Origin of the sequence: Streptomyces sp. NPDC014991 (genome assembly GCF_043080665.1) — a bacterium.
Taxonomy (GTDB): Bacteria; Actinomycetota; Actinomycetes; order Streptomycetales; family Streptomycetaceae; genus Streptomyces.
Genome location: NZ_JBIBVY010000010.1, coordinates 229,618 through 256,044, shown reverse-complemented (window position 1 = coordinate 256,044; position 26,427 = coordinate 229,618). Strand labels below are relative to the sequence as shown.

Below are 26,427 nucleotides of genomic sequence, written 5' to 3'. Positions count from 1 at the left end.
CCGGCTTCTCCTCCTGCGACCCCGGCCGCCTCTTCCTCCCCGCGATCATGGACCCGGTCCACGGCTACCAGGTCACCAACGTCGAGGCCTCCATGGCCTCTCCGTCCAGCCTGCTGCACTGGACCCGCCGCATGATCGAGATCCGCAAGCAGAATCCCGCCTTCGGGCTGGGGTCCTACACCGAACTGCCGTCGTCGAACCCGGCGGTGCTGGCCTTCCTGCGCGAGGCCCCCTTGTCGGAGGAGGAGGGGGACGACCTCGTGCTGTGCGTCCACAACTTCTCCCGTTTCGCCCAGCCCACGGAGCTGGACCTGAGCCGGTTCGGCGGGCGGCACCCCGTCGAGCTGTTCGGCGGGGTCCGGTTCCCGGCGATCGGCGAACTGCCGTACCTGCTCACCCTCGCGGGCCACGGCTTCTACTGGTTCCGGCTGCGCCGGGACACCACGTGATGCGGCCACCTGGGACCGGGTGGGGTGACGGGGGCGTTTCCACCGCCCCACCCGGGGCACGCAGTAGTAACACCCCGACGACCCGGGGAAAGGACGTGACGCCCATGGCGGAAACGGTCACCCTCTCTGGCACCGGTTCTCTCCTCGCCTCGCTCGACCCCTTGTTGCGTACCTGGCTGACGAGGCAGCGCTGGTTCGCGGGCAAGGGCCGTCCGGTCACGGGCTTCACCCCCGTGTCCGTCACCGAACTCCTGCCGCCCGACGGGCGGCTGGGCCTGTACCACCTGCTCCTGCGCGTCCACCAGCCGCCCGCGCCGGGCGCGCCGCCGCACCCCGGCGACTGCTACCAGCTCCTCATAGGCGTGCGCGAGGCGCTGCCGCCCCGGCTGGCGCCCGCGCTGATCGGACACGTGGAGGAGGGCCCGCTCGCCGGACGCACGGTGTACGAGGCCCTCTACGACGCCCGGCCCGCCGAGGTGCTTCTCGAGGCCCTGCGCACCCAGGCCGGGGTCGGCGGGCTGCGTTTCGAGCGGGATCCGCGGCAGGACATCCCGACGGGCCTGGTGGCCCGGATGATGACCGCCGAGCAGTCCAACTCCTCCGTGGTGTACGGAGATACGTTTATTCTCAAGCTGCTGCGCCGGGTCGTGCCCGGCGTCAACCCCGATCTGGAGATCCCGCTCGCCCTGGCCGGCGAGGGCTGCCCCCGGGTGCCCGCGCCGACGGCCTGGCTGCACGCCGACGTGGACACGGACGCGTACGTCCTGGCCGTGCTCCAGCCGTACGTGAGCGGCGCCGCCGACGGCTGGGAGCTGGCGCTGCGCGAGCTGGCCAAGGGCGAGGACTTCGTCGCCGAGGCGCGGGCGCTGGGCCGGGCCAGCGCCGAGGTGCACACCGCGCTCGCCCGCGCCCTGCCGACGGTCACCCTCGGCCACACCCAGCTCCAGTCGCAGGTGGACGGCATGCGGGAGCGGCTGACGGCGGCCGTGCAGGCGGTGCCGGCGCTGCGGCCGTACGAGCGCGGCCTGTGCTCGGCCTACGAGGCGCTGGCCGCCCTGGCGGCCGAGGGCCGTACCTGGACCGCCCAGCGCGTCCACGGCGATCTGCACCTCGGGCAGTGCCTGCGCTCGTCGGCCGGCGAATGGTCGCTGATCGACTTCGAGGGCGAGCCGGCCCGGCCGCTGGCCGAACGGCGCATGCCGCAGCCGCCGGTGCGGGACATCGCGGGCATGCTCCGCTCCTTCGACTACGCGGCCCACTCGGCGAGCGTGCCCGACCCGGACTGGGCGCACGCCTGCCGAGCCGCCTACTGCTCGGGGTACGCGGAGGTGACCGGCCTCGACCCGCGCACCGACCCGGTGCTCCTGCGGGCGTACGAGACCGACAAGGCGGTGTACGAGGTCGTCTACGAGGCCCGGCACCGGCCCGACTGGCTCCCCGTACCCCTGTCGGCGATCCGTCGTCTCGCCGCGTCCGACCCGACCTGACCCGATTCTCGCCCGGGAGACCCGCTCGTGACGTCCAAGAAGTCAGCCACGCCGAAGAAGGCCAAGAACAAGTCCGGCAGGAGCAGGGCCGCGAAGGGGCCGCAGGAGACGCGGGTGCCCCCGCAGGCGCCGGCGCCCGTGCTGGAGGCCGCCGTCTCCCCGGCCGTGGACGCCGGTGACCGCGAACGGCTGCTGCACGGCACCCACCACGCCCCGCACTCCGTGCTGGGCGCGCATCCGGTGCCGGGCGGGATCGCCCTCCGGGCGTTCCGCCCGTACGCGCGGGCGGTCACCGTGGTCTCGGACGAGCTGCGGGCCGAGCTGCACGACGACGGCGACGGCTTCTTCTCCGGCCTGGTGCCGCTCGCGGAGGTCCCCGAGTACCGGCTGCTGGTGACGTACGACGGCACGGTCCAGGAGACCGAGGACGCCTACCGTTTCCTGCCCACGCTCGGCGAGCTGGACCTGCACCTGATCGGCGAGGGCCGGCACGAGCAGCTGTGGCAGGCGCTCGGCGCGCACGTCACCACCCACCAGGGGGTCACCGGCACCCGGTTCGCGGTGTGGGCGCCCAACGCGCTCGGCGTGCGGGTCACGGGCAGCTTCAACTTCTGGGACGGCACCGGCTTCCCGATGCGCTCCCTCGGCGGCACCGGGGTCTGGGAGCTGTTCGTGCCGGGGATCGGCGAGGGCGAGCTGTACAAGTTCGAGATCACCCGCCCGGACGGCTCGCGCACCCTGCGCGCGGACCCGCTGGCCCGCCGCACCGAGGCGCCGCCCGCCACCTCCTCGGTCGTGCACGCCTCGCACCACGAGTGGGGCGACGCCCAGTGGATGGCCCACCGTGCGGACACCCCGGTCCACGAGGCGCCCTTCTCCGTCTACGAGGTGCACCTGCCCTCCTGGCGGCCGGGCCTGACCTACCGGCAGCTCGCCGAACAGCTGCCTGCGTACCTGCTGGAGACGGGCTTCACCCACGTCGAGCTGATGCCGGTCGCCGAGCACCCCTTCGGCGGCTCCTGGGGCTACCAGGTCACCGGCTTCTACGCGCCGACGGCCCGCCTGGGCACCCCGGACGACTTCAAGTACCTGGTGGACCGGCTGCACCAGGCAGGCATCGGGGTCCTGATGGACTGGGTGCCCGCGCACTTCCCCCGGGACGAGTGGGCGCTGGCCGCCTTCGACGGGCGCCCGCTGTACGAGCACAGCGACCCGCGGCGGGCCGCACACCCCGACTGGGGCACGCTCGAGTTCGACTTCGGCCGGCCCGAGGTACGCAACTTCCTGGTGGCGAACGCGGTCTACTGGTGCGAGGAGTTCCACATCGACGGGCTGCGCGTGGACGCGGTCGCCTCGATGCTCTACCTGGACTACTCACGCGAGCCGGGCCAGTGGGAGCCGAACGAGCACGGCGGCCGGGAGAACCTGGACGCGGTGGCCTTCCTCCAGGAGATGAACGCCACCGTGTACCGGCGCTGCCCGGGAGTGGTGACCATCGCCGAGGAGTCCACGGCCTGGGACGGCGTCACCCGCCCCACCCACCTCACGGGCCCGAGCGGTTTCGGCGGGCTCGGTTTCGGCCTCAAGTGGAACATGGGCTGGATGCACGACTCGCTGGCGTACATGAGCCACGACCCCGTGCACCGCAGGCACCACCACCACGAGATGACGTTCTCGATGGTGTACGCCTACAGCGAGAACTACGTCCTGCCCATCTCCCACGACGAGGTGGTGCACGGCAAGGGGTCCCTGGTGTCGAAGATGCCGGGCGACTGGTGGCAGCGGCGCGCCAACCACCGCGCCTACCTCGGCCTCATGTGGGCCCATCCGGGCAAACAGCTGCTGTTCATGGGACAGGAGTTCGCCCAGGGGGCGGAGTGGTCGGAGGTGCACGGACCGGACTGGTGGCTGCTCGACCCGTCCTACGGCGCGGAGGCCGAGCACCGGGGCGTACGGGACCTCGTGGCGGACCTCAACACGGTGTACCGGGCGACTCCGGCACTGTGGCAGCGGGACACCGACCCGGCGGGCTTCGCGTGGGTCACCGGTGACGCGGCGGACGACAACGTCTTCGCGTTCCTGCGGTACGACGCCGACGGCACCCCGCTCCTGGCCGTCTCCCACCTGGCCCCGGTGGTCCGTGCCGACTACCGGATCGGGGTCCCGGAGGAGGTGCCGGCCTGGGTGGAGGTGCTGAACACCGACGCGGCCCGCTACGGCGGCGGCGACGTCACCACCCCGGACGTCGTCAAGCCCGAGGCCCACCCCTGGCACGGCCGGCCGGCGAGCATCCGGCTGACGCTGCCCCCGCTGGCGACGGTGTGGCTGCGCCCTGCCTGACGGTGCGCGGTACGGCGCTCACGGGTCCGGGGGCGGCGCGTCCCCGGACCCGTCGCGTCACTCCCCGTCGGTGCCGGTCATGCCCGCCGGCAGCTCGCCCGTGTGCAGCACGCCGAGCCGCTGGGTGGCCCGGGTGAGCGCCACGTACAGGTCGCTCGTGCCGTAGGCGGCCGGCTCCACCACCAGGACCGAGTCGAACTCCAGCCCCTTGGCCTGGCGCGGGTCGAGCAGGACGACCCCGCGCGTCAGGTCGGGCTCCGCGCCGGCCGTGACCCCGTCCAGCCGGGCGGCCAGGGAGCGGTGCAGCGCACGCGGGGCGATCACCGCGAGGCGGCCCTCGGCTGGCGTGAGTTCGGCGACCGCCCGGGCGACCGCGCCGGGCAGGTCACCGGCGGCCCGCCGCACCCAGGGCCGTACCCCGGTCGACCGGACCGAGCTGGGCGGCTCGAAACCGGGCTGCCGGGCGCGGACCACGGCCGCGGCCAGGTCCATGATCTCGGCCGGGGTGCGGTAGTTGACGCCGAGGCGGGTGTGCTCCCAGCGGTCCTCCACGTAGGGGGCGAGGATGTCCGCCCAGGACCCGACGCCGGCCGCCTCCGCGGTCTGGGCCGGGTCGCCGACCAGGGTCATCGAGCGGGTCGGGCTGCGCCGCATCAGCAGCCGCCAGGCCATCGGCGACAGCTCCTGCGCCTCGTCCACGATGATGTGCCCGAACGCCCAGGTGCGGTCGGCGGCGGCCCGCTCGGCGGCGCTGCGGTGGTCCGCCTCCTCCTGCCGCTCGGCGAACCGCTCGGCGTCGATGATGTCGTGCGCCGACAGCACCTCCGAGGCCTCGGGGTCGCTCTCCTCCTTGTCCTCGAACTCGTAGGTCCGTGAGGCGTACGAGACGTCCAGCACGCCCTGCGCGTAGGCGATCTGCGTCTCGCGCTCGCGGTCCGCCCGTACCCGCGCCGGCCGGTCGTCCTCGCCGAGGAGTTCGGCCGCCTCGTCCAGCAGGGGGATGTCGGCGACGGTCCAGGCGCGGGTCACCGGGCGGCGGACCGCGTCCGCGTCCTCCTCGGGGAGGTAGCCGTCCGGTTCCGCGAGGAAGTCGGCGAGCAGCCGCCGCGGGGTGATCCGGGGCCACAGCCGGTCGATGGCGGACCAGACGCCGGGGTTCTCGGCGAGTTCGTCGCGGATCTGGGTGATGTCGGCGGCGTCGAGCAGGCTGCTGCCGTCGTAGGGGTCGGTGCCCACGCGTTCGGCGTACAGCTCGGTGAGGGTGTTGAGGATGTGGCCCTCGAAGTGCTCGCGGGCCGCGTTGTGCGGCAGTTTCGCGGCGCGGGTCCGTTCCCGGGCGACGCTCACCAGGCCGTCGTCCAGCATCAGCACCTCGCGGTCGTGCTCGATCGCGACGACCGGGTCGGGCAGTGTCTGCCGGTCGCGCACGACGGCGGCGAGCACGTCGGCCATGGCGGCGCGGCCCTTCACCGCGGCCGCCTCGGGCGTGTCGGTGGCGGTGGCCCGCACGCCGGGGAACAGCTCGCCGACCGTGGCGAGCAGCACCCCCGTCTCGCCGAGGGAGGGCAGCACCTCGCCGATGTAGCCGAGGAAGGCCGGGTTGGGGCCGACGATGAGCACGGCCCGGCGGGCCAGCAGTTCCCGGTACTCGTAGAGCAGGTAGGCCGCCCGGTGCAGGGCGACAGCGGTCTTGCCGGTGCCGGGGCCGCCCTCCACGACCAGTACGCCGCGGTGGGGCGCCCGGATGATCTCGTCCTGCTCGGCCTGGATGGTCTGCACGATGTCGCTCATCCGGCCGGTGCGGGCCGAGTTCAGCGCGGCGAGCAGGACGGCGTCCCCGGTGGGGTCCTCGTGACCGGTGCGGGTGGCGTCGCCGAGGTCCAGGATCTCGTCGTGCAGGGAGGTGACGGTCCGGCCCTCGGTGGCGATGTGCCGGCGGCGGCGCAGGCCCATCGGGGTGTGGCCGGTGGCCAGGTAGAAGGGGCGGGCGACGTCGGCGCGCCAGTCGACGAGGACGGGGGTGCGTTCGGCGTCGTCCTCGCGCAGCCCGATCCGGCCGATGTGGTGCTTGTGGCCGTCGGTCAGGTCGATCCGGCCGAAGCAGAGCGAGCCGTCCACGGCGTTCAGCGCGGCGAGGAGCCCCGAGCGTTCGGCGACCAGGATGTCCCGCTCCAGCCGGGCCTGCATGGGCTTGTCGCCCTGGGCGAGCGCGTCGGCCACGGAGGTCTCGGCCTCGCCGCTCAGCACGTCCACGCGTGCGTACAGTCCGTCGACGAATTCCTGCTCGTTCCGCAATTCATCGTCCGGATATTCACTGTTCGACAGATCCGCGTTTGACAATTCCGCTCCCGCCCGCATATACTGTGCTCACTGAACTTCTCCGCGACATCCCTGAAGGAAGTCGCGAACCATTGAATATACGCAGAGAAATCCCCCGAGCGCAATTGCCTGCTCGGGGGTTTTTCGCGTTCCGGGTGCTTTTACAGCGCGTCCGCCAGGTCCGCCAGCAGCCGGCGCTTCGGCCGCGCTCCCACGATCGAGCGCACCGGCTCACCGTCCCGGAAGAGCAGGAGGGTGGGCGTGGCCATCACGCCGTAGGAGATCGTCGTCTGCGGATTGCGGTCCACGTCGATCTGGACGACCTTCAGCCGGTCGCCCTCCTCGAACGCGATGTCCTTCAGCACCGGCGCGAGCTGCCGGCAGGGCCCGCACCACTCGGCCGTGAACTGCACCAGCACCGGCAGGTCCGAGCCGATCACCTCCCTCTCGAAATCGGCGTCCGTCACTTCCGTCAGTCCGCTCACCAAGCTCATCGCGTCAGCCCTCCCAGTTCGCACACGGGTTCCGGGCCTCCCGGAACCAGCGCCTCGGCGGCCAGCTCGTCCCGGGCCCGCTCGGCCCGCTCCAGCTGCCCGGCGACCGTCTCGCGCACCGCCGTCAGCTGCCCGATGAGCGCGTCCAGCTCGGCCAGCTTGCGCCGGTAGACCATGAGCGAGGCCGGGCAGGAGTCGCCGTCCGGGTGCCCGGCCCGCAGGCACTCCACGAACGGCCGCGTCTCCTCCAGGTCGAACCCGAAGTCCTGGAGGGTGCGGATCTGCCGGAGCAGCCGGAGGTCGCCCTCGTCGTACGTGCGGTGTCCCTTGCCGTCGCGCCGGGCCGGCAGCAGCCCCCGCGCCTCGTAGTAGCGCAGGGTGCGTGTCGTGGTCCCGGCCCGCGCGGCCAGCTCGCCGATTCGCATGTCCACGACGGTACGGGTTGACGTCGGCGTCAAGGCAAGGCCGGAACCCCCGCCGATTCCGCCACCTCCATGAGGGAGGCGCTGTGCCGTTCCTCCTCGAACCGCCGGCGTCCGCCGCGCAGGCCGAACAGGCGCTTGGTCAGAGCGATGTAGAGGACCGCGAGGACGTTGAGGACGAGCGTGGCGATCTTCACCCAGCTGACGTGCTCGGTGAGCTCGTAGACCTCCAGCGGCAGGAAGGCGGCCGTCGCGACCACCGTCAGGTACTCCGCCCAGCGCCTGGCGTACCACAGGCCGACCGCCTCGATCAGTTCGATCAGCGCGTAGGCCAGCAGCAGGGCGGCCACCAGCAGCAGCGTGGAGTGCCGGTAGCCGAAGACCTTCTGGACGGAGCCGACGACCGGTGAGTGGTCGAGGTCGTAGTGGAAGTGCCGGAACACCGGGCGGAAGACGTCCAGGTACTCGTCGAAGAGCCGGCGCACCGCGTCCCGGCTGTTGCTGAACTTCCAGACCGCGACCGCGACCAGCACGATGAACACCCCGCGCACGGCCCGCTCGACGGCAAGGAAGCGCAGGACGAACAGGTCCCGCAGCACCTTGCCGCGCGGCACGAGCGGCGCGTCACCGGCCGGCCCGGAGCCGTGCGGCTCGCCGAGCGCGAAGTCACCGCAGCGCAGACAGCGCCACACGTCCCCGAGCGCGGTCCGGGCGTGCAGCCGTACCCGCAGCCGGGGGTCGTCGGGCGCGTAGGTCACATGTCCCTTTCGCGCGCAGGTCCGCCGGTCCCAGTCGATCTTCATCCGCGTGCCTCCATACGCGTACAGACGCCACGCGCGGACGTGCCGTTCCGGTGGGTCCGGAGCGGCACGTCCGCGGCGCGGTGCGTGGGGAGCGGTCAGCCGGCCTGGCTGTCCACCAGTTCCCGCTCCTCGGCCTCCGTCTCGGGTACGGCGGACTCGCGCCGGGGCAGCAGGACAGCCACCAGGACGGTGCCCACGCCGAGGATCACCGCGCCGACCAGGCTGGTGCGGGCGACCGCGTCGGAGAAGGACGAGCCCACCGCGTCCGCCATCTGCCGGGCGCCGGAGGCCAGCTCGGCGGCCTGCTGCTTGAGCTGCGCGGCCTGCTGCGGGTCCTTCGCGCTCGCCGCCTGCGCGGCCAGCCGGTGCGCCTTGTCGCCGATGCCCTGCGCGACGGCGTAGCCGGCGCCCACCGAGTCCCGCGCGGTGTCCAGGGCGCTCGCCGGGAGCCTGCTGCCGGCGGTGGCGTCGGAGAGGTGGTCGCCGTACGAGGTGGCGAGCAGCGAGCCGAGGAGGGCGATGCCGAGCGAGCCGCCCAGCTCCAGCGAGGTGTCGTTGACGGCGCCGCCGACGCCCAGCTCGGACTCGGGGAACGCGCCCATGATGGCGTCGGTGCAGGGCGACAGCGCAAGGCCGATGGCCAGGCCCAGGATGATCAGGGGGGCCACGAAGTCGCCGTAGCCGGAGCCCGCGTCCACCCGGGTCAGCAGGGCGAGGGCGGTCGTACCGCCGACCATGCCCGCGCTGACGGTCCACTTCATGCCGACCCGCGGGGTGAGCCAGCCGGTCAGTGCGGAGCCGGCGAAGACGGCCCCCGCCAGCGGCAGCATGCGCACACCGGTCTGGAGGGCGTCGTAGCCGAGGACGAACTGGAGGTGCTGGGTGAGGTAGTAGAAGGCGCCGAAGACGGCCAGGAAGAACAGGGCGACGGCGAGGTTGGAGCCCGCGAACCGGCGGCCGGCGAAGCGGCGCACGTCCAGGATCGGGCGCGGGTGCCGCAGCTCCCACAGGACGAAGGCGAGAAGGCCGACGCCCGCGAGGACCGCCGCCGCGACGGCCTTGGCGTGCCAGCCGAAGTGCGGCCCCTCGATGATCATGTAGACGAGGGCGCCGGTCCAGACCACCGAGAGCAGTCCACCGACGTAGTCGATGCGGTCGTGGTGGCCGGCCTTGGACGGCGGGACGAGGACCAGGGCGCCGACGACGGCCACGGCCGCGATGGGCACGTTGATCAGGAAGGTCGAGGACCAGCCGTGGTCGCGCAGCAGGGCACCGGCGACCACCGGTCCGGCGGCGATGGCGAGCCCGGCGGTGGCGGTCCACAGCGTGATCGCCTTCGCCCGTTCGGCGCGCGGGAAGGTGGCGGCGAGCAGCGAGAGCGTGGCCGGCATGATGAGGGCCGCGCCGACGCCCATCACGGCCCGGGCCGCGATGACGGTCGAGGAGCTGTCGGCGAGGTAGCCGAAGACGGCGCCGCCGCCGAAGACGACCAGCCCGAGGACGAGCGCCCCGCGCCGGCTGTACTTGTCACCGATCGCGCCGAGCAGCAGCATCAGCGCGGCGTAGGGGACGGTGTAGCCGTCGATGACCCACTGGAGGTCTGCGCTGGACAGCCCGAGGTCCCGGGTCATGTCGGGCGCGGCGACCGTGAGCGCGGTGTTCGCCATCACGATGATCAGCAGGCTGAGGCACAGCACCAGCAGCGCCCACCAGCGCCGGGCGTAGGGGCGCTCCGTCGTGTCGACCGGTTCGGTCATGACGAGTCGCATGGCAGGGGGTCTCCTTTCCGGAGCGGCGACGGACTTGCACATCGGTGTACCGCTACGCTTGCACAGAGGCGTGCAATTGCACAACCATGTGCAATGTACGTGGTTGCACAGCGCCGTGCAAGTCGAGCCGGGAAGGCAGAATGACCGCCATGACCACGGGTAACACCAGCCGCGCCGACGCCAACCGGCGCCGCATCCTCGACGTCGCCCTCACCGAGCTGCTCCACGATCCCGACGCCTCCATGGACCAGATCGCGCGCGCCGCGGGGGTCGTACGTCGCACGGTGTACGGCCACTTCCCCAACCGGGAAGCACTGATCAGCACCCTCGTGGACGGAGCCGTGGAGGCCCTCGCGGAGGCCGACTCCCACGCCCGCGCCGGAGTGGCCGACCCGGCGGAGGCGGTGGCCCGCTCGGTGCTCGCCCTGTGGCCGGTGGCCGACCGCTACCGGCTGCTGATCGCCCTGGCCCAGCGGACGGTCACCGTGCAGGGCATCCGGGAACGCCTCGCGCCCGTGCGCGACGACAAGATCCGCCTCCTCCAGCGCGGACTGGACGAGGGCGTGTTCGTCTCCCCGCTGCCCGCGCCGGCCCTCGCCTACGTGGTGGAGCAGATGCTGTTCGCGGTGACGGAGGCGGTGAACGACGGCCTCCTGGCAGCACAGGAGGCGGGCCGCGCGGCCACGGTCGCCGTGCTGACTGCGGCGGGCGTACCCGCCTCACGGGCCACCGAGCTGGTGGCCGAGGTGTCGTAAGGGAGAAGGGGCGCGAGGGACGCCGGGGCGAACGGGAGCCGGCCGGCCGAGATACGGGGAGACTCGGCCGCCCGGCGGCGGTGACCGGACGCCCGGCCCGGGTTCAGGCGGGGCCGGACGTCCGGAGCTCTGGGCGGATCAGGCCTTGGCCAGCTCCTTCTCGCCGTCCTCACGCGGCTCGGGAACATCGCTCACCGCCGGCCGCTGCTCGTCCAGCAGCGTCGTCTCGTCGAACGGCAGCTCGCCGGCCAGCACGCGCCGCACCCGCGCCTTGTCGATCTCCTTGGTCCAGGTGCCGACCAGCACGGTCGCCACCGCGTTGCCCGCGAAGTTCGTCAGCGCACGCGCCTCGCTCATGAACCGGTCGATGCCCACGATCAGCCCGACCCCGTCGACCAGCGCGGGCTTGTGCGACTGGAGGCCGCCGGCCAGGGTCGCCAGGCCGGCCCCGCTGACACCGGCCGCGCCCTTCGACGCCAGCAGCAGGAACAGCAGCAGCGGGATCTGCTCGCCGACCGACATCGGCGTGCCCAGCGCGTCCGCGATGTACAGCGACGCCATGGTCATGTAGATCATCGTGCCGTCGAGGTTGAACGAGTACCCGGTCGGCACGGTGATGCCGACGACCGGCCGGCTGACACCCAGGTGCTCCATCTTCGCGATCAGCCGCGGCAGCGCGGACTCGGAGGAGGAGGTGGACAGGATCAGCAGGAACTCCCGCGCCAGGTACTTGAACAGGGAGAGGACGTTCACCCCCGCGACGATCCGGAGCACCGTCCCGAGCACGACGAACACGAACAGGAAGCAGGTGACGTAGAAGCCCAGCATCAGCACGGCGAGACTCTTGAGCGCGTCGACGCCCGCGGAGCCGACCACGGCCGCGATCGCCCCGAACGCGCCGACCGGCGCGGCCCACATCACCATGGACAGGATGCGGAAGACCAGCCGCTGGATGTGCTCGATGCCCCGCAGCACCGGCTGCCCGGCCGACCCCATGGCCTGGAGCGCGAACCCGGCGAGCAGGGCAACCAGCAGCGTCTGGAGGACCTGGCCCTCGGTGAACGCGGACACGAACGTGGTCGGGATGATCGACAGGACGAAGTCCACGGGCGGCAGCGCGTCCTTGGAGACCTGGGCGTGCCCGGTCTGCCGGAGCGCCTCGGTCAGGTGCAGTCCCGCACCGGGGTGCAGCACGTTGCCGACGACGAGGCCGATGGCGAGCGCGACGAGCGACATCACCAGGAAGTAGCTGAGGGCGATACCGCCGACGGCACCGACCTTGGCGGCCTTGCGCACGGATCCGATGCCGAGCACGATCGTGCAGAAGATGATCGGTGAGATCATCATCTTGATCAGGTTCACGAATCCGGTGCCCAGCGGCTTCAGCTCCACCGCCGCGTCGGGCCAGATCAGCCCCACGGCGATGCCGAGCGCGACCGCCGCGATGACGGCGATGTACAGGTAGTGGGTCCGGTCCCGCTGCACGCGGGGTGCGGCAGGTGCCGTATCGGGGGTGCTGGCGGCCACGACTGCCCTCCTTGACGTCTTCGTCGGTGAACAACCGGCGTGCGGCTCACGTCCGGGCGTTGTTGGGGGAACGCCGTGACTATCTCCCGGCCCTGTGAGGGCGGTCACCCTTGTGTTCATTGAGTTCGCGCCCGGCCGCTCGTTCACCCGGCGCCCGGCCCGCGAGGCACACTGCTGACATGCGCCTCCCCACCCTTCCGCGACCACGCAGCCTGGCGGGCCAGCTGTTCGCCATGCAGGCCGTGCTGATCGCGGTGGTCGTGGCCGGGTACGCGCTGTTCACCTACGTCAGCGACCAGCGGCAGGCCGAGGACGCCGCCGCCCGGCAGGCGACGGCGGTGGCCCGCTCGATCGCCGACTCCCCCTCGGTCCGCACGGCGATCCGCACGACGGACCCCAGCGGCCGGCTGGAGCCGTACGCCCTGAAGGTCATGCGGGACGCCGACGTCGACTTCGTCACGATCATGAGCCCGTCCGGCATCCGCTGGACCCACCCCGACCGGCGGCAGATCGGCAGACGCTTCCTCGGCACCATCGCCCCCGCCCAGCAGGGCCGCACCTTCACCGAGACCTACACCGGCACGCTCGGCTCGTCGGTCCGCGCGGTGACCCCCGTCACCGACCACGGCCGGATCATCGGGCTGGTCAGCGCCGGCATCACCGTTCAGACGATCAGCGCCCGGGTCCAGGACCAGCTCACCGCCCTGCTCGGGGTCGCCGGCGGCGTCCTGCTGCTGGCCGCGGTCGGCACGTACGTGATCAACGCGCGGCTCCGCCGGCACACCCACGGCATGAACGCCACCGAGCTGAGCCACATGCACGACTACCACCAGGCGGCGCTGCACGCGGTCCGCGAGGGCCTGCTGATGCTGGACGCCCAGTACCGGGTGGCCCTGATCAACGACGGCGGCCGGGAGCTGCTGGGCGTGGGCGACGCCGGCGACCCGGACCTGATCGGCCGCTCGGTGGCCGGGCTGGGGCTGCCCGCCCCGCTGACCGGCGCCCTGCTGTCCTCCGAGCCGCGGGTGGACGAGGTGCACCTGACGGCGTCCCGGGTGCTGGTGGTGAACACGTCCCCGGTGTCCGGCGGTGAACGCCGGGGCACGGTCGTCACCCTGCGCGACGTGACCGAACTCCAGTCACTGATGGGTGAACTGGACTCGGAACGCGGCTTCACCCAGGCCCTGCGCTCACAGGCGCACGAGGCCGCGAACCGCCTGCACACCGTCGTCTCCCTGATCGAGCTGGGCCGGGCCGAGGAGGCGGTGGAGTTCGCGACGGCCGAGCTGGAGCTGGCCCAGGCACTCACCGACCAGGTGGTCGCGGCGGTGAGCGAACCGGTCCTCGCCGCGCTGCTGCTGGGCAAGACCGCCCAGGCGAACGAGCGGGGCGTGGAGCTGGTGGTGTCCCCCGACAGCCGGCTGGACGACGGCCTGCTCCCGCTCGAACTGTCGGCGAGGGACCTGGTCACCATTCTCGGCAACCTGATCGACAACGCGGTGGACGCGGCGCAGGGGACAGCGGGGGCGCGGGTGACGGTGACGGCGTACGCTTCGGCCGCCGAAGTCGTGCTGCGCGTGTCGGACACCGGTCCCGGTGTCGACCCCGCCCATGCCGGCCTGGTGTTCCAGCGCGGGTTCTCCACCAAGCCGGCCGGGCCCGGCGGGCGGGGGCTCGGGCTGGCCCTGGTCCGGCAGGCGGTGAACCGCCACCAGGGCACGCTGACGGCGGTGGAGTCCGACGAGGAGGGTGAGGGCGGAGCGGTGTTCGAGGTGCGGTTGCCGTTGCGCACGGCCCCGGGCGGTGGCGGATGACGAGCGGACAGCAGCCCATCCGCGTGCTCGTCGTCGAGGACGACCCGGTGGCGGCCGACGCCCACGTGCTGTACGTCGGCCGGGTGCCGGGGTTCGTCGCGGTCGGGAAGGCGCACACGGGTGCCCAGGCGCGGCGCGTCCTGGACCGTACCCCCGTGGACCTGCTGCTGCTGGATCTCCACCTCCCGGACGTGCACGGTCTCCAGTTCGCCCGGTCCCTGCGGGCGGCCGGGCATCACGCGGACGTGATAGCGGTGACGTCGGCACGGGACCTGGCGGTGGTGCGGGAGGGTGTCTCGCTCGGGGTCGTCCAGTACGTCCTGAAGCCGTTCACGTTCGCGACGCTCCGGGACCGGCTGGTCCGGTACGCCGAGTTCCACGCGGCGGTGGGCGAGGCGAGCGGACAGGACGAGGTGGACCGGGCGCTGGCGAGCCTGCGGGCACCGTCGCCCGCGGCGCTGCCGAAGGGGCTGAGCGGGCCGACGCTGGAGCGGGTGACGGGCGCGCTGCGGGAGGCGCCGCAGGGGCTCACGGCGGCGGGGGTCGCCGAGGCCGTGGGCATCTCCCGGATCACCGCCCGCCGGTATCTGGAGCACCTGGTGGAGGCGGGCCGGGCCGGACGGAGCCCGCTGTACGGGCAGGTGGGACGGCCGGGGCTGGTGTACCGGTGGGGTGCGCCGAGCCGGTGAACACGCCGGCCGGCGGCCGAGGACACCCCGGGGTCCGCCGGCCCGGCGGATCGGGGCCGCGTGACCCGGCCGGCGAAGGCGGCAGCGGAGCACCCCGGGAGAGGACTGGCCGGGCGGTTCGCGGACGGGTGGCACCGGGGGTCGGCCCAGCCCGCGTGATCCCCCCTACGTTCCTACGGTCCGTGGTCCCGGTGGAACCGACCGTGGTCAACCGCGCGGTCCGGGCCTACGTGGTGCCGGGTGCGCCGTCCCACGGCCCGGCCCGGCCTCCCGGCTCCCCCGTTCGACGCCCCCGCCGCCCGCAGGCTCCGTGCCGCGCTGGGCATGGGACCCGGGCACGTCGCCCATGGGCTGCGTGCCTCCTACGGGCTGCCGTTTGTCACGCCCGACCTCGTGACCGCCCGGAAACACGGCACGATCACCCCGAGCAGTCCCGAGCTCATCGCGCCGGCAGGCGCGTTGAGGTGTTCTCCGGGCGGACTCATCGGCCCGGCCGCGGCCCCTGCGCGAGCATCGCGCAGCCCGTGCCGTGGCACCCCAGGACGTCGCCCGCGCCGTCGGCATGGGCCTGCGCGCGTATCTGCGGACGGAGGAGAGCGGCCGGTGGCGGGGCGCCGAGCGCCGGTCGGCCGCGCCGGCCCGGGTCCTCGGCCGCGCCCTGCCCGACTTCGTCGCCGCCACCGGACGCGAGGCCGGGCTCGCCGAACTGCCGCACAGCGCGGTGACCAGCCGCCGGCAGGCCTACGTGGTGCCGGTGAGGCGGCTCGCGCCCCTGGACCGGGGCATCCTGGAGCCGGTGCTGCAAGGGCCGCACCTGGAACCGGACCGAGGCCACCGGCACCGGCATCGGCTGACCGGAGCCGGCCCCGATCCGGGAGGCAAGCCCTAGAAGACCGACTCGGCCTCGTCCATGCGGTCCTTCGGTACCGTCTTCAGCTCGGTGACCGCCTCCGCGAGCGGCACCATCAGGATGTCGGTGCCGCGCAGCGCGGTCATCCGCCCGAAGTCGCCGCGGTGCGCGGCCTCGACGGCGTGCCAGCCGAAGCGGGTGGCGAGGACACGGTCGTACGCGGTGGGCACGCCGCCGCGCTGGACGTGGCCGAGGATGACCGGCTTGGCCTCCTTGCCCAGGCGCCGCTCCAGCTCGTAGGCGAGGGCGGTGCCGATGCCCTGGAAGCGCTCGTGGCCGTACTGGTCGATGGCACCCTTGCCGTAGTCCATGGTGCCCTCGGCGGGATGCGCGCCCTCGGCGACGCAGATGACGGCGAACTTCTTGCCGCGGGCGAACCGCTCCTCGACCATCTTGACCAGGTCGGCCGGGTCGAAGGGCCGCTCGGGCAGGCAGATGCCGTGGGCGCCGGCGGCCATGCCGGACTCCAGGGCGATCCAGCCGGCGTGCCGGCCCATGACCTCGACGACCATCACCCGCTGGTGGGACTCGGCGGTGGTCTTCAGCCGGTCCATCGCCTCGCTGGCCACGCCGACAGCGGTGTCGAAGCCGAAGGTGCGGTCGGTGGAGGAGATGTCGTTGTCGATGGTCTTGGGCACGCCGACGACCGGGAGGCCGGCGTCGGAGAGCATGCGGGCCGCCGTCAGGGTGCCCTCGCCGCCGATCGGGATCAGCGCGTCGATGCCGAACTCCTCGACCATGTCGGTGGCCCGCTCGCAGGCCTCGCGCAGCCGGTCGCGCTCCAGGCGGGAGGAGCCGAGAATGGTGCCGCCGCGGACCAGGATGCCGCTGACCGCGTCCAGGTCGAGGGCGCGGTAGTGACGGTCCAGCAGACCCCGGTAACCGTCCTCGAAACCGATGACCTCGTCGCCGTACTGCGCCACCGCCCGGTGCACGACCGACCGGATCACGGCGTTCAGGCCGGGGCAGTCGCCACCTGCGGTGAGAACTCCGATGCGCATCGTGCTGTGTCTCCTGCTCGCTGTCGGTACCGGTGAGCTGATGCCGATTCTTTCACGTCCGTGGGGCAGGAGAGGTCTTGACGGGCGCCTTATCTGGCAGCAGGGGTACTGTCAAGAGGGTTCTGCTCACCTCGGTGAGCGATTTTTATGCCGACGACGCGACAGACACGACGGACGCGACAGAAGGAACGGAGTGGACACGTGACGCGCAGCGTGTACGTGACCGGGATCGACCGAGGTGACGGCCGTCAGGTCGTGGAACTGGGGGTCATGGAGCTGCTGACCCGGCAGGTCGACCGGGTGGGTGTGTTCCGTCCGCTGGTCCACGACGGTCCCGATCGCCTCTTCGAGCTGCTGCGGGCGCGCTACCGCCTCACGCAGGACCCGGCGACCGTCTACGGCATGGACTACCACCGGGCGTCCGCGCTCCAGGCCGAACAGGGCACCGACGAGCTGGTCTCCGCCCTCGTCGACCGCTTCCACCTGGTGGCCAGGGACTACGACGTCGTCCTGGTCCTCGGCACCGACTACGCCGACACCCAGCTGCCGGACGAACTGTCCCTGAACGCCCGGCTCGCCAACGAGTTCGGCGCGTCGGTGATCCCGGTGGTGGGCGGCCGCCGGCAGCCGGCCGAGTCCGTGCTGGCCGAGACCCGCAACGCCTTCCGCGCCTACGACGGCCTCGGCTGCGACGTCCTCGCCATGGTCGCCAACCGGGTGACCCGCGAGGACCGCGACAGGATCGCCGAGCGGCTCGCCGGCCGGCTGCCGGTCCCCGCCTACGTGCTCCCCGACGAGCCGGCGCTGTCCGCGCCGACCGTCGCGCAGATCGCCCAGTTCCTCGGCGCCCGGGTGCTGCTCGGTGACGACTCCGGGCTCGCCCGGGACGCGCTGGGCTTCGTCTTCGGCGGGGCGATGCTGCCGAACTTCCTGAGCGCCCTGACCCCGGGCTGCCTGGTGGTCACCCCCGGGGACCGCGCCGACCTGGTCGTCGGTTCGCTGGCCGCGCACAGTGCCGGCACCCCGCCGATAGCCGGCGTGCTGCTCACCCTGAACGAGGTGCCGAGCGACGAGATCCTCACCCTCGCCGCCCGCCTGGCCCCGGGCACCCCGGTGATCTCGGTCTCCGGCAACAGCTTCCCCACCGCCGAGCAGCTGTTCTCCCTGGAGGGCAAACTGAACGCGGCCACCCCGCGCAAGGCGGAGACCGCGCTCGGCCTGTTCGAACGCTACGCCGACACCGCCGACCTGGCCCGCCGGGTCTCGGCACCCAGCAGCGACCGGGTCACCCCGATGATGTTCGAGCACAAGCTCCTGGAGCAGGCCCGCTCCGACAAGCGGCGGGTCGTCCTGCCCGAGGGCACCGAGGAGCGGGTGCTGCACGCGGCCGAGGTGCTGCTGCGCCGGGGCGTGTGCGACCTGACCCTGCTCGGCCCGGTCGAGCAGATCCGCAAGAAGGCCGCCGACCTCGGCATCGACCTCGGCGACTGCGAACTGATCGACCCGGCCACCTCCGAGCTGCGCGACGCCTTCGCGGAGAAGTACGCGGCGCTGCGCGCCCACAAGGGCGTCACGGTCGAGCTGGCCTACGACGTCGTCTCCGACGTCAACTACTTCGGCACCCTCATGGTCCAGGAGGGCCTGGCCGACGGCATGGTGTCCGGCTCGGTGCACTCCACGGCGGCCACCATCCGGCCGGCCTTCGAGATCATCAAGACCCGGCCGGACGCGTCCATCGTCTCGTCGGTGTTCTTCATGTGTCTCGCCGACAAGGTGCTGGTGTACGGCGACTGCGCGGTCAACCCGGACCCGGACGCCGAGCAGCTCGCGGACATCGCCGTCCAGTCGGCCGCCACGGCCGCCCAGTTCGGCGTCCAGCCGCGGATCGCGATGCTGTCGTACTCCACCGGTACGTCCGGTTCGGGCGCCGACGTCGACAAGGTGCGCGCGGCCACCGAGCTGGTCCGCGGCAGGCGGCCCGACCTGAAGACCGAGGGGCCGATCCAGTACGACGCGGCCGTGGAGCCGTCCGTCGCCGCCACCAAGCTGCCCGGCTCCGAGGTCGCCGGACAGGCCAGCGTGCTGATCTTCCCCGACCTCAACACCGGCAACAACACCTACAAGGCCGTGCAGCGCTCGGCCGGCGCGATCGCCGTCGGTCCGGTGCTCCAAGGTCTGCGCAAGCCGGTCAACGACCTGTCCCGGGGCGCCCTCGTCCAGGACATCGTCACGACCGTCGCCATCACCGCCATCCAGGCCCAGAACCTCGACCAGAAGGCACCCGAGCAGTGAGCACCCCCACCCGCGTCCTCGTCCTGAACTCCGGTTCCTCCTCGGTGAAGTACCAGCTGCTGGACATGCGGGACAGCAGCCGGCTGGCGGCCGGTCTGGTCGAGCGCATCGGCGAGCAGACCTCACGGCTCCGGCACACCTGCCTCGGCACCGGTGACACCCGTGAGCACAGCGGCCCGATCGCCGACCACGACGCCGCCCTCAAGGCCGTCGCCGGGGAGCTGAGCCGCGACGGCCTCGGCCTGGACTCCCCCGAGCTGGCCGCGATCGGGCACCGCGTGGTGCACGGCGGACTGTTCTTCACCGAGCCCACCGTCATCGACGACGAGGTGCTCACCGAGATCGAGCGGCTGATCCCCGTCGCCCCGCTGCACAACCCGGCCAACCTCACCGGCATCCGCACCGCGAAGGCCCTGCGCCCCGACCTGCCCCAGGTCGCCGTGTTCGACACCGCGTTCCACACGACGATGCCGGAGTCGGCGGCGCGCTACGCCATCGACCCGAGGATCGCCGACCGGCACCGCATCCGCCGCTACGGCTTCCACGGCACCTCGCACGCCTATGTCTCCCGCGAGACGGCACGGCTGCTGGGCAAGGATCCGTCCGAGGTCAACGTGATCGTGCTGCACCTGGGCAACGGCGCCTCGGCGTCCGCGGTCGAGAAGGGCCGCTGCGTGGACACCTCCATGGGACTGACGCCTTTGGAGGGGCTCGTGATGGGTACGCGATCCGGTGATCTGGACCCGGCCGTCATCTTCCATTTGGCGCGTGTCGGCGGAATGTCCATGGACGAGATCGACACTCTTCTCAACAAGAGAAGCGGTCTGTTCGGTCTGTGCGGGGACAACGACATGCGGGAGATCCGCCGCCGGATCGACGAGGGCGACGAAGAGGCCGCTCTCGCCTTCGACATTTACATTCACCGGCTCAGGAAGTACATCGGCGCCTATTACGCGGTCCTCGGCACGGTGGACGCGGTGGCGTTCACCGCCGGGGTCGGCGAGAACGCGGCACCGGTGCGTGAGGCGGCGGTGGCAGGCCTGGAGAGCCTGGGCCTGGCGGTCGATCCGGAGCGCAACGCCGTCCGCGGCGGCGGGCCGCGGCTGATCTCGCCGGAGTCCGCCCGGGTGGCGGTGGCCGTGGTACCGACGGACGAGGAACTGGAGATCGCGACGCAGACCTACGCACTGGTCGGAAAGCACAACTGAATAGCACCTGAGCGGTGCCCCACTCATTTGTATCTTCCACCAGACGGAATATTCCGTAGCGAAACAAACCGATAGGATCGCTCCATGCGCCGTTCGAAAATCGTCTGTACTCTCGGCCCCGCGGTCGACTCCCACGAGATGCTCGTCGCCATGATCGAGGCGGGCATGAACGTGGCCCGGTTCAACTTCAGCCACGGCTCCCACGCCGAGCACCAGGCGCGGTACGACCGCGTCCGGGCCGCTTCCAAGGAGACCGGCCGCCCCATCGGCGTCCTCGCCGACCTCCAGGGCCCCAAGATCCGCCTGGAGACCTTCGCCGAGGGCCCGGTCGAGCTCGAGCGCGGCGACGAGTTCGTCATCACGACCGAGGACGTGCCGGGCGACAAGCACCTGTGCGGTACGACGTACAAGGGGCTGCCGGGCGACGTCTCGCGCGGCGACCAGGTCCTGATCAACGACGGCAACGTCGAGCTGAAGGTCCTGGACGTCGAGGGCCCCCGCGTCCGGACGATCGTCATCGAGGGCGGCGTCGTCTCCGACCACAAGGGCATCAACCTGCCCGGCACGGCCGTCAACGTGCCGGCGCTGAGCGAGAAGGACGTCGAGGACCTGCGCTTCGCCCTCCGCATGGGCTGCGACATGGTCGCCCTGTCCTTCGTCCGGGACGCCAAGGACATCCAGGACGTCCACCGCGTCATGGACGAGGAGGGCCGCCGCGTCCCCGTCATCGCCAAGGTGGAGAAGCCGCAGGCGGTGGAGAACATGGAGACCGTCGTCGCGGCGTTCGACGCCGTGATGGTCGCCCGCGGTGACCTCGCCGTCGAGTACCCGCTCGAGAAGGTCCCCATGGTGCAGAAGCGCCTGATCGAGCTGTGCCGGCGCAACGCCAAGCCGGTGATCGTGGCGACCCAGATGATGGAGTCGATGATCACCAACTCCCGTCCGACCCGCGCCGAGGCCTCCGACGTGGCCAACGCGATCCTGGACGGCGCCGACGCGGTCATGCTGTCCGCCGAGTCCAGCGTGGGCGCCTACCCGGTCGAGACGGTCAAGACCATGTCGAAGATCGTCACCGCGGCGGAGCAGGAACTGCTCTCCAAGGGCCTCCAGCCGCTGGTCCCGGGCAAGAAGCCGCGCACGCAGGGCGGTTCGGTGGCCCGCGCGGCCGCCGAGATCGCCGACTTCCTCGGCGGCAAGGGCCTGGTCGCCTTCACCCAGTCCGGTGACACCGCACGCCGTCTGTCCCGCTACCGCGCGATCCAGCCGATCATCGCCTTCACCACGGACGAGTCGACCCGCAACCAGCTGACCCTCAGCTGGGGCGTCGAGTCGCACGTCGTGCCGTTCGTGAACACCACCGACGAGATGGTCGACCTGGTGGACCAGGAGGTCGCCAGGCTGGGCCGCTTCGACGCGGGCGACACCGTCATCATCACCGCCGGCTCGCCCCCCGGGGTCCCCGGCACCACGAACATGATCCGCGTCCACCACATCGGCGGCCAGGGCAACTGACCGTCCCGCAAGGACTCGTACGACGCCGAGGGCGCCTCCTGGGACGGGGGGCGCCCTCGGTCGTTCCCCGGCTCAGCCGCCCTGGGTCGCGTGCCGGCCCGGGTTGCCGGACGATGCCGGAGTTGTCGCCGTCCGGCTCCGGCGTCCAGGTGCGGGAGCCATAGGGCGTGGCCCGGTCCTCGAACAGAGGACCGGGCCACGGTGTTGCGGCTCCCGGAAGGGTTCGTTGCGTACGACGACGGTCAGTCGGTCGTGTACTGGCGCATGCCCGGGATGGTCAGGGTGCCGCCGAACTGGGCCGCCTGGACGACCTTGACGTGGGTGAAGAGGATGTACGGGATGTTCAGCGGAGGCGGGTTGTCGGGGGTGAACGTCACGGGGATCAGGCCCAGCAGGTTGCCCGAGATGCTCTCCGTGTACATCGTGGTCTTGCCGCCGTCGATGGTGGACTCCCCACCCTTGGCGCTCTGCACGTGGTAGGTCTTGCCCGACTGCTTGTCCTTCACGATCTGGTGAAGGTCCACGATGCTGGTACCGCCGGAGATGACGTACTTGAGTACCTTCTTCGTGGTGCCGCTCGCCGTCTTCACCTCCACGACGCCCTGGTAGTCGGCGCCGTTGAGCGTCAGGCGACTGGCCTCCAGGTACCAGGGATCGTCCGCCACCAGAGTGCCGTTGTCGACACCGCCGACCTTGTCGGTGGCCGCCGGGCAGTCCTCCGGGGACGTGCTGGAACTGGCGGACGGGCTGGGCGTGGCCGACGCGGTCGCGTCTCCGGCGGTCTTGGCGGCGTCCCCGGCCTTCTCGGTGGCGCTGCCGGCGGTGTCCTTGACCGTGTCGGTGGCCTTCTCGGCCGTGTCCTTCACGGTGTCGGTGGCCTTCTCGACCGTGTCCTTGACGGTGTCGGAGGCGCTGCCGCCGCCCGGGGAGGACGAACCGGAGCCCGAGGAACCGGTGCCCGGGTCGGACGACGGGGAGGGCGCGGACGACGACGGGGACGCGGAGGGCGTCGGGGTCGCGGTCGACGTGCCGGAGTCCTTGTGGCCGCCGGTGAGGATGTCACCGACCGTGTCGCCGATGGTGTCGAGGACACCCCCGACGCCGCTCTGTGTCTGCGACGGGGTCGGCGTCGGCTTCGACGTGGCCGTGTCACCGCCGGAACCGGAACCGGAACCCGTACCGGAACCGGAACCCGTACCGGAGGACGCGGTCGGCTCAGGGGTGGCCTTGTCGCCGGAACCTGAATCCGGCGAAGAGGTCTTGCCCGGGGCCTTCGAATCGTCCGGCGTCTTCGTGTCCGGCTTGCCGGCGTCGGCGCTCGCCGTGGGGGACGGCGTCGCGGACGTACTCTCCGATGCCGATGCGGACGGCGACGGCGAGGCCGACGCGTCCTTGGAGTCGTCCAGGGCCTTCAGACAGTCCTTGTAGTCCTCGGCCTGCTGGCTGGTGGACGCGGACGTGCTGCCGTTGGCGGCGAGGGCGAGCGAGGACGTGTATCCGAAGCCCATGAGCACCGCGGTCGGCATCGCCACGGACGCTATCGCCTTGCCGGCGGGCATGTGGAACCTGGTGAACAGCGTCTTCTTGGGGGCTGCGTGACGGGGCCCGGTTCTCTCACGGAGCCCTTCCACGTCGGTCCCGTGGATCACCTCGTCAGCCGGCACTGTGCCTCCCGTTCGCCCCGTTGGCCGGGCTCGTTCCTGACAGGTCGTTCGCCTCGCTGAACCCGTGGGCCGTCTCGGGCGCGCTCTCCACGGGAGCGTCGTCGTCCGTCAGGGCCGGCGCCGTCTTCCGCGACCCGGACTTGGCCGGCGCCCAGGCCACCGCCATGGCCCCGCCGAACAGCGAGAGCAGGAAGCCGACGATGAAGCCGCCGAAGTTGGAGACCGGGAGTGACACCAGCGCCAGCAGGATCGCGGCGACACCGGCGAACACCCGCACGTGCTGCTGGAACCACAGGGTCAGGCCCAGGACGACGAGGAGCACGCCGATGATCAGGGATCCGGCTCCGGCGGTGGTCGACATCGCCACCGTGAGCGCGCCCAGCTTGAGGTGCGCGTACGGGAAGTACATGATCGGCAAACCGCCGATCATGACGTACAGGCCCGCCCAGAACGGGCGGTTGCCCCGCCAGGCGCGGAACTGCAGCCTACGGCGGGTGAACTGGCCGGGGGCGGCAGAAGTCTCGGCGCTCATGGAAAACAGCTCCCTGGTGCGGCGTTGCTCTGGTGATGTGGTGCTGGGTGGAGCGGTCGGGGGTGCGGGCCGAGAGGCCGGGCGGGGAAACCGGTGGCTCCCCCGCCCGCCATCAAGCGCTTAGTAGCACTCGATTCCCGCGCCGCTGCCCCACTGCAGGCCCATGTGCAGGTTGGACAGGGTGAAGGTGCCGGCGGTGGTCGCCCACGCCGTCTGGTGCACGCCGGTCAGCGTGGCCGTGTCGGCCTGCTGAGCGAACCCGAACGGGTTGGCCTTCTTGCCCTGGTACTCCTCGGCCTTGGGCTTGGGGCCCTTGGCGCTGCCGGCCGCGACGCCGATGTCCATGTTGTCGAACACGGCCTGGTCGGCGTCGAGGTTGGCGACGTCGATGTAGAGCTTCGACGCCTGGACGTCCTTGCCCTTGTTGCCCGCGGTCAGCTTGAGGGTGATCTGCTTGTTCAGGAACGGGACCGGGGTGACCACGGACTGGCACATGTTGGTGATGCTTGCCGTCTCGAACGCCGAGACGGCCACCGGGTGCGCCGCGTCCTTGCCCTCGAGGTCCTTGCCCGTGTCGAGCGCGCCGTACTGGGTGAAGTCATGGCCGACGAGCTTGTCGGCGCTGACCTTGAACTCCTGGCCCGACACGCTGAACGAGGCAGCCAGCGCGCCCTGCGCGAGGGCGACACCTATCGCTGCCGTAGCGGCGACGCTGGGCACCATGACCACAGCGAACCGCTTCCATCTGGTCCCGCCACGCACCTGGGACTCCATATTTCCTCCTTCTCGGACGTACATCTCCTGGCCCGGCCACGCCCCCGGACGGCGGCTCAGCCTGGCAGGGATGGGAGAAGCTCTACGTCCTCGGGAAGGAGAGCGCCCGTACCCGGAGGCGCGAACCGCGCCCGAATCACCGGCGATCACCCCCGAGCGACAACCACTGGTCGCGCCTGACACGCAATCACGCACAACCCTGCTGGACAGGCTTCGCCGGCCGGCGAAGACCCCCCTGCCCGAGAACCGGCGCCACTGCCGCCGGCTCTGCTCGGTGGGGACCCTGAGTCTCCCGTGTCCCGGCCGGATGCCGGGGTGCGGGAATGGACCGAGCGTCGCCGATCGTGGTGCATTCTCGGCCCGGACACAAGGGGGTTCGTTACTGGCTAGTAACGGCTGGATAACCGGAGGACGACCGACCGGTCTCGGAACGCGACACTCGGTGGTGACCCGGGTACGAGAAAAGCCGTTGATCCCTGGACGAACCCAGACAGATCAACGGCTTTGGCTTACTCGGAGTAACAGTGACCGCGATTGCCAAGTTTTGGCAAAGCGCGGTCACCGCGACGCCCCGGTGGCGAATCTTTCACCCCGGCATCACACACCGTGGCGTTTAGTGACTGGTCAGAACAGCGCCCGCGCCAGCGCGCGGCGCGCCCCCACCACCCTCGGGTCCTCCGGGCCCACCACCTCGAACAGCTCCAGCAGCCGGACCCGTGCCGCGTCCCGGTCGTCACCCGCCGTGCGCTGCACGGTCTGGATCAGCCGGCCGAAGGCGTCCTCGACGTGTCCGCCCACCAGGTCCAGGTCGGCGGCGGCGATCTGCGCCCGCACGTCCGACGGCTTATCCGCCGCCTCCTGACGGACCTTCTGCGGATCCATACCCTGCACCCGCTGCAACAACTCGGCCTGCGCGAGACCCAGCAGGGCCTCGGGGTGGGCCGGGTCGTCGGCCAGCACGTTGCGGTAGGCCTGGATCGCCCCGCCCAGGTCGCCGGCGTCCAGCGCCAGCGCGGCGGCGTTCAGGGCCGCGTCGTACGGCCCTGCCGCCGGAGCGGCCTGCGGGGCACCGCCCGGCTCGGCGTCCGGGTCGACGGTCAGACCGGTCAGCCCGAAGCGCTCCTCGGCGACGGCCACCAGCTGGTCCAGCGTCTGCCGGATCTGCTGCTCGTCGGCCGCCCCCTGGAACAGCGGCAGCGCCTGCCCGGCGACGACCGCGAAGACGGCCGGGACGCCCTGGATCCCGAACTGCTGCATCAGCATCTGGTTGGCGTCGACGTCGATCCGGGCGAGGAGGATGCGCCCGTCGTACTCGACGGCCAGCCGCTCCAGGACCGGGCTCAGCTGCTTGCAGGGCTGACACCACTCGGCCCAGAAGTCGATGACGACGGGTACTTCGGCGGAGCGCTGGAGGACGTCGCGCTCGAAGCCCGCCTCATCGACGTCGATGACGAGGTCGGCCGGCGAGACGGCCCCCGTCCCGCCCTGACGGGCGGCTTCGGCGCGCGCCTGCTCGGCCTTGGCCTTGGCCTCTTGGGCCGCCTTCACCGCGGCGAGGTCGACGACTCCGCTCATGGACATGTTCCGTGGCTGCATGCGTCTATCCTCCCCCGATCCCGCGCCGGAACGAAAAATGCGTCGTAGCGGCGCCGGGTCCCCACCCCAC

At 71.7% G+C, this 26,427-nt stretch carries 20 protein-coding genes and 1 pseudogene; 10 read left to right on the top strand and 11 right to left on the bottom strand.

Translation table 11 applies throughout. The annotated features are described in order from the left end of the window. The 3 genes from ACF1BE_RS18305 to glgB form a co-directional block, all read left to right on the top strand. Positions 1-449, top strand: a 449-nt coding sequence (locus ACF1BE_RS18305) for an alpha-glucosidase C-terminal domain-containing protein (RefSeq protein WP_392200047.1), incomplete at its 5' end; no start/stop codon positions are given. Between the two features lie 104 nt (positions 450-553). After that, positions 554-1,936 (top strand): phosphotransferase, encoded by a 1,383-nt coding sequence (locus ACF1BE_RS18300; protein WP_392200046.1) that lies wholly within the window; start codon positions 554-556, stop codon positions 1,934-1,936. Positions 1,937-1,963: 27 nt separating this feature from the next. Next, positions 1,964-4,276: a 1,4-alpha-glucan branching enzyme gene (gene glgB, locus ACF1BE_RS18295; RefSeq protein ID WP_392200045.1), complete on the top strand. Its 2,313-nt coding sequence runs from the start codon at positions 1,964-1,966 to the stop codon at positions 4,274-4,276. 57 nt (positions 4,277-4,333) lie between these two features. Here the strand turns inward: glgB and ACF1BE_RS18290 are convergent, their stop codons facing one another. From ACF1BE_RS18290 to ACF1BE_RS18270, 5 genes are all read right to left on the bottom strand, one after another. Continuing rightward, entirely contained in the window at positions 4,334-6,634 is a 2,301-nt protein-coding gene (locus tag ACF1BE_RS18290) for a HelD family protein (protein ID WP_392200044.1), read from the bottom strand. A gap of 122 nt (positions 6,635-6,756) precedes the next feature. Next, positions 6,757-7,089: a thioredoxin gene (gene trxA, locus ACF1BE_RS18285; RefSeq protein WP_392200043.1), complete on the bottom strand. Its 333-nt coding sequence runs from the start codon at positions 7,087-7,089 to the stop codon at positions 6,757-6,759. Then, the gene (locus ACF1BE_RS18280; RefSeq protein WP_392200042.1) at positions 7,086-7,514 is read right to left on the bottom strand and encodes a MerR family transcriptional regulator; all 429 of its coding nucleotides are present in this window, start codon (positions 7,512-7,514) and stop codon (positions 7,086-7,088) included. Before ACF1BE_RS18280 ends, trxA begins: the two co-directional genes overlap by 4 nt. 29 nt (positions 7,515-7,543) lie before the next feature. Further along, a complete protein-coding gene (locus ACF1BE_RS18275; protein WP_392200041.1) occupies positions 7,544-8,314 on the bottom strand; it encodes a DUF2127 domain-containing protein in 771 nt (256 codons plus the stop codon). Between the two features lie 95 nt (positions 8,315-8,409). Beyond that, positions 8,410-10,083: an MFS transporter gene (locus tag ACF1BE_RS18270; RefSeq protein WP_392200040.1), complete on the bottom strand. Its 1,674-nt coding sequence runs from the start codon at positions 10,081-10,083 to the stop codon at positions 8,410-8,412. A 140-nt stretch (positions 10,084-10,223) separates the two neighbouring features. Here ACF1BE_RS18270 and ACF1BE_RS18265 point away from each other — a divergent pair, with 140 nt between their 5' ends. Continuing rightward, the gene (locus ACF1BE_RS18265) at positions 10,224-10,838 is read left to right on the top strand and encodes a TetR/AcrR family transcriptional regulator (RefSeq protein ID WP_392200039.1); all 615 of its coding nucleotides are present in this window, start codon (positions 10,224-10,226) and stop codon (positions 10,836-10,838) included. A gap of 138 nt (positions 10,839-10,976) precedes the next feature. Here ACF1BE_RS18265 and ACF1BE_RS18260 read toward each other — a convergent pair whose 3' ends face one another. Then, the gene (locus ACF1BE_RS18260; protein ID WP_392200038.1) at positions 10,977-12,365 is read right to left on the bottom strand and encodes a cation:dicarboxylate symporter family transporter; all 1,389 of its coding nucleotides are present in this window, start codon (positions 12,363-12,365) and stop codon (positions 10,977-10,979) included. Between the two features lie 179 nt (positions 12,366-12,544). Here ACF1BE_RS18260 and ACF1BE_RS18255 point away from each other — a divergent pair, with 179 nt between their 5' ends. The 3 genes and pseudogenes from ACF1BE_RS18255 to ACF1BE_RS18245 all read left to right on the top strand — a co-directional run bounded on the left by ACF1BE_RS18255 (position 12,545) and on the right by ACF1BE_RS18245 (position 15,757). Then, entirely contained in the window at positions 12,545-14,179 is a 1,635-nt protein-coding gene (locus tag ACF1BE_RS18255; protein WP_392200037.1) for an ATP-binding protein, read from the top strand. Further along, positions 14,176-14,868 (top strand): response regulator, encoded by a 693-nt coding sequence (locus ACF1BE_RS18250; RefSeq protein ID WP_392200036.1) that lies wholly within the window; start codon positions 14,176-14,178, stop codon positions 14,866-14,868. Before ACF1BE_RS18255 ends, ACF1BE_RS18250 begins: the two co-directional genes overlap by 4 nt. Before the next feature lie 240 nt (positions 14,869-15,108). After that, a pseudogene (locus ACF1BE_RS18245) lies at positions 15,109-15,757 on the top strand (XRE family transcriptional regulator). Here ACF1BE_RS18245 and ACF1BE_RS18240 read toward each other — a convergent pair. Further along, a complete protein-coding gene (locus ACF1BE_RS18240) occupies positions 15,754-16,779 on the bottom strand; it encodes an ATP-dependent 6-phosphofructokinase (RefSeq protein WP_121786827.1) in 1,026 nt (341 codons plus the stop codon). The pseudogene ACF1BE_RS18245 and the gene ACF1BE_RS18240 sit on opposite strands and share 4 nt — an antisense overlap. Before the next feature lie 201 nt (positions 16,780-16,980). Here ACF1BE_RS18240 and pta point away from each other — a divergent pair, with 201 nt between their 5' ends. From pta to pyk, 3 genes are all read left to right on the top strand, one after another. Beyond that, positions 16,981-19,071, top strand: coding sequence for a phosphate acetyltransferase (gene pta, locus ACF1BE_RS18235; RefSeq protein ID WP_392200035.1), 2,091 nt, complete (start codon positions 16,981-16,983; stop codon positions 19,069-19,071). Then, positions 19,068-20,279, top strand: coding sequence for an acetate kinase (locus ACF1BE_RS18230; RefSeq protein WP_392200034.1), 1,212 nt, complete (start codon positions 19,068-19,070; stop codon positions 20,277-20,279). Before pta ends, ACF1BE_RS18230 begins: the two co-directional genes overlap by 4 nt. An 84-nt stretch (positions 20,280-20,363) precedes the next feature. Then, positions 20,364-21,791: a pyruvate kinase gene (pyk, locus tag ACF1BE_RS18225; protein WP_392200033.1), complete on the top strand. Its 1,428-nt coding sequence runs from the start codon at positions 20,364-20,366 to the stop codon at positions 21,789-21,791. Positions 21,792-22,033: 242 nt separating this feature from the next. On the opposite strand, the gene ACF1BE_RS18220 is transcribed toward pyk, so the two are convergent. From ACF1BE_RS18220 to ACF1BE_RS18205, 4 genes are all read right to left on the bottom strand, one after another. Beyond that, positions 22,034-23,455: a hypothetical protein gene (locus tag ACF1BE_RS18220; protein WP_392200032.1), complete on the bottom strand. Its 1,422-nt coding sequence runs from the start codon at positions 23,453-23,455 to the stop codon at positions 22,034-22,036. Next, a complete protein-coding gene (locus ACF1BE_RS18215; RefSeq protein WP_392200031.1) occupies positions 23,445-23,987 on the bottom strand; it encodes a DUF6114 domain-containing protein in 543 nt (180 codons plus the stop codon). Before ACF1BE_RS18215 ends, ACF1BE_RS18220 begins: the two co-directional genes overlap by 11 nt. Positions 23,988-24,107: 120 nt before the next feature. Then, positions 24,108-24,761: a DUF6230 family protein gene (locus tag ACF1BE_RS18210; RefSeq protein WP_392200030.1), complete on the bottom strand. Its 654-nt coding sequence runs from the start codon at positions 24,759-24,761 to the stop codon at positions 24,108-24,110. Positions 24,762-25,385: 624 nt separating this feature from the next. Then, entirely contained in the window at positions 25,386-26,357 is a 972-nt protein-coding gene (locus ACF1BE_RS18205; RefSeq protein ID WP_392200029.1) for a tetratricopeptide repeat protein, read from the bottom strand. Between the last annotated feature and the right edge of the window lie 70 nt (positions 26,358-26,427).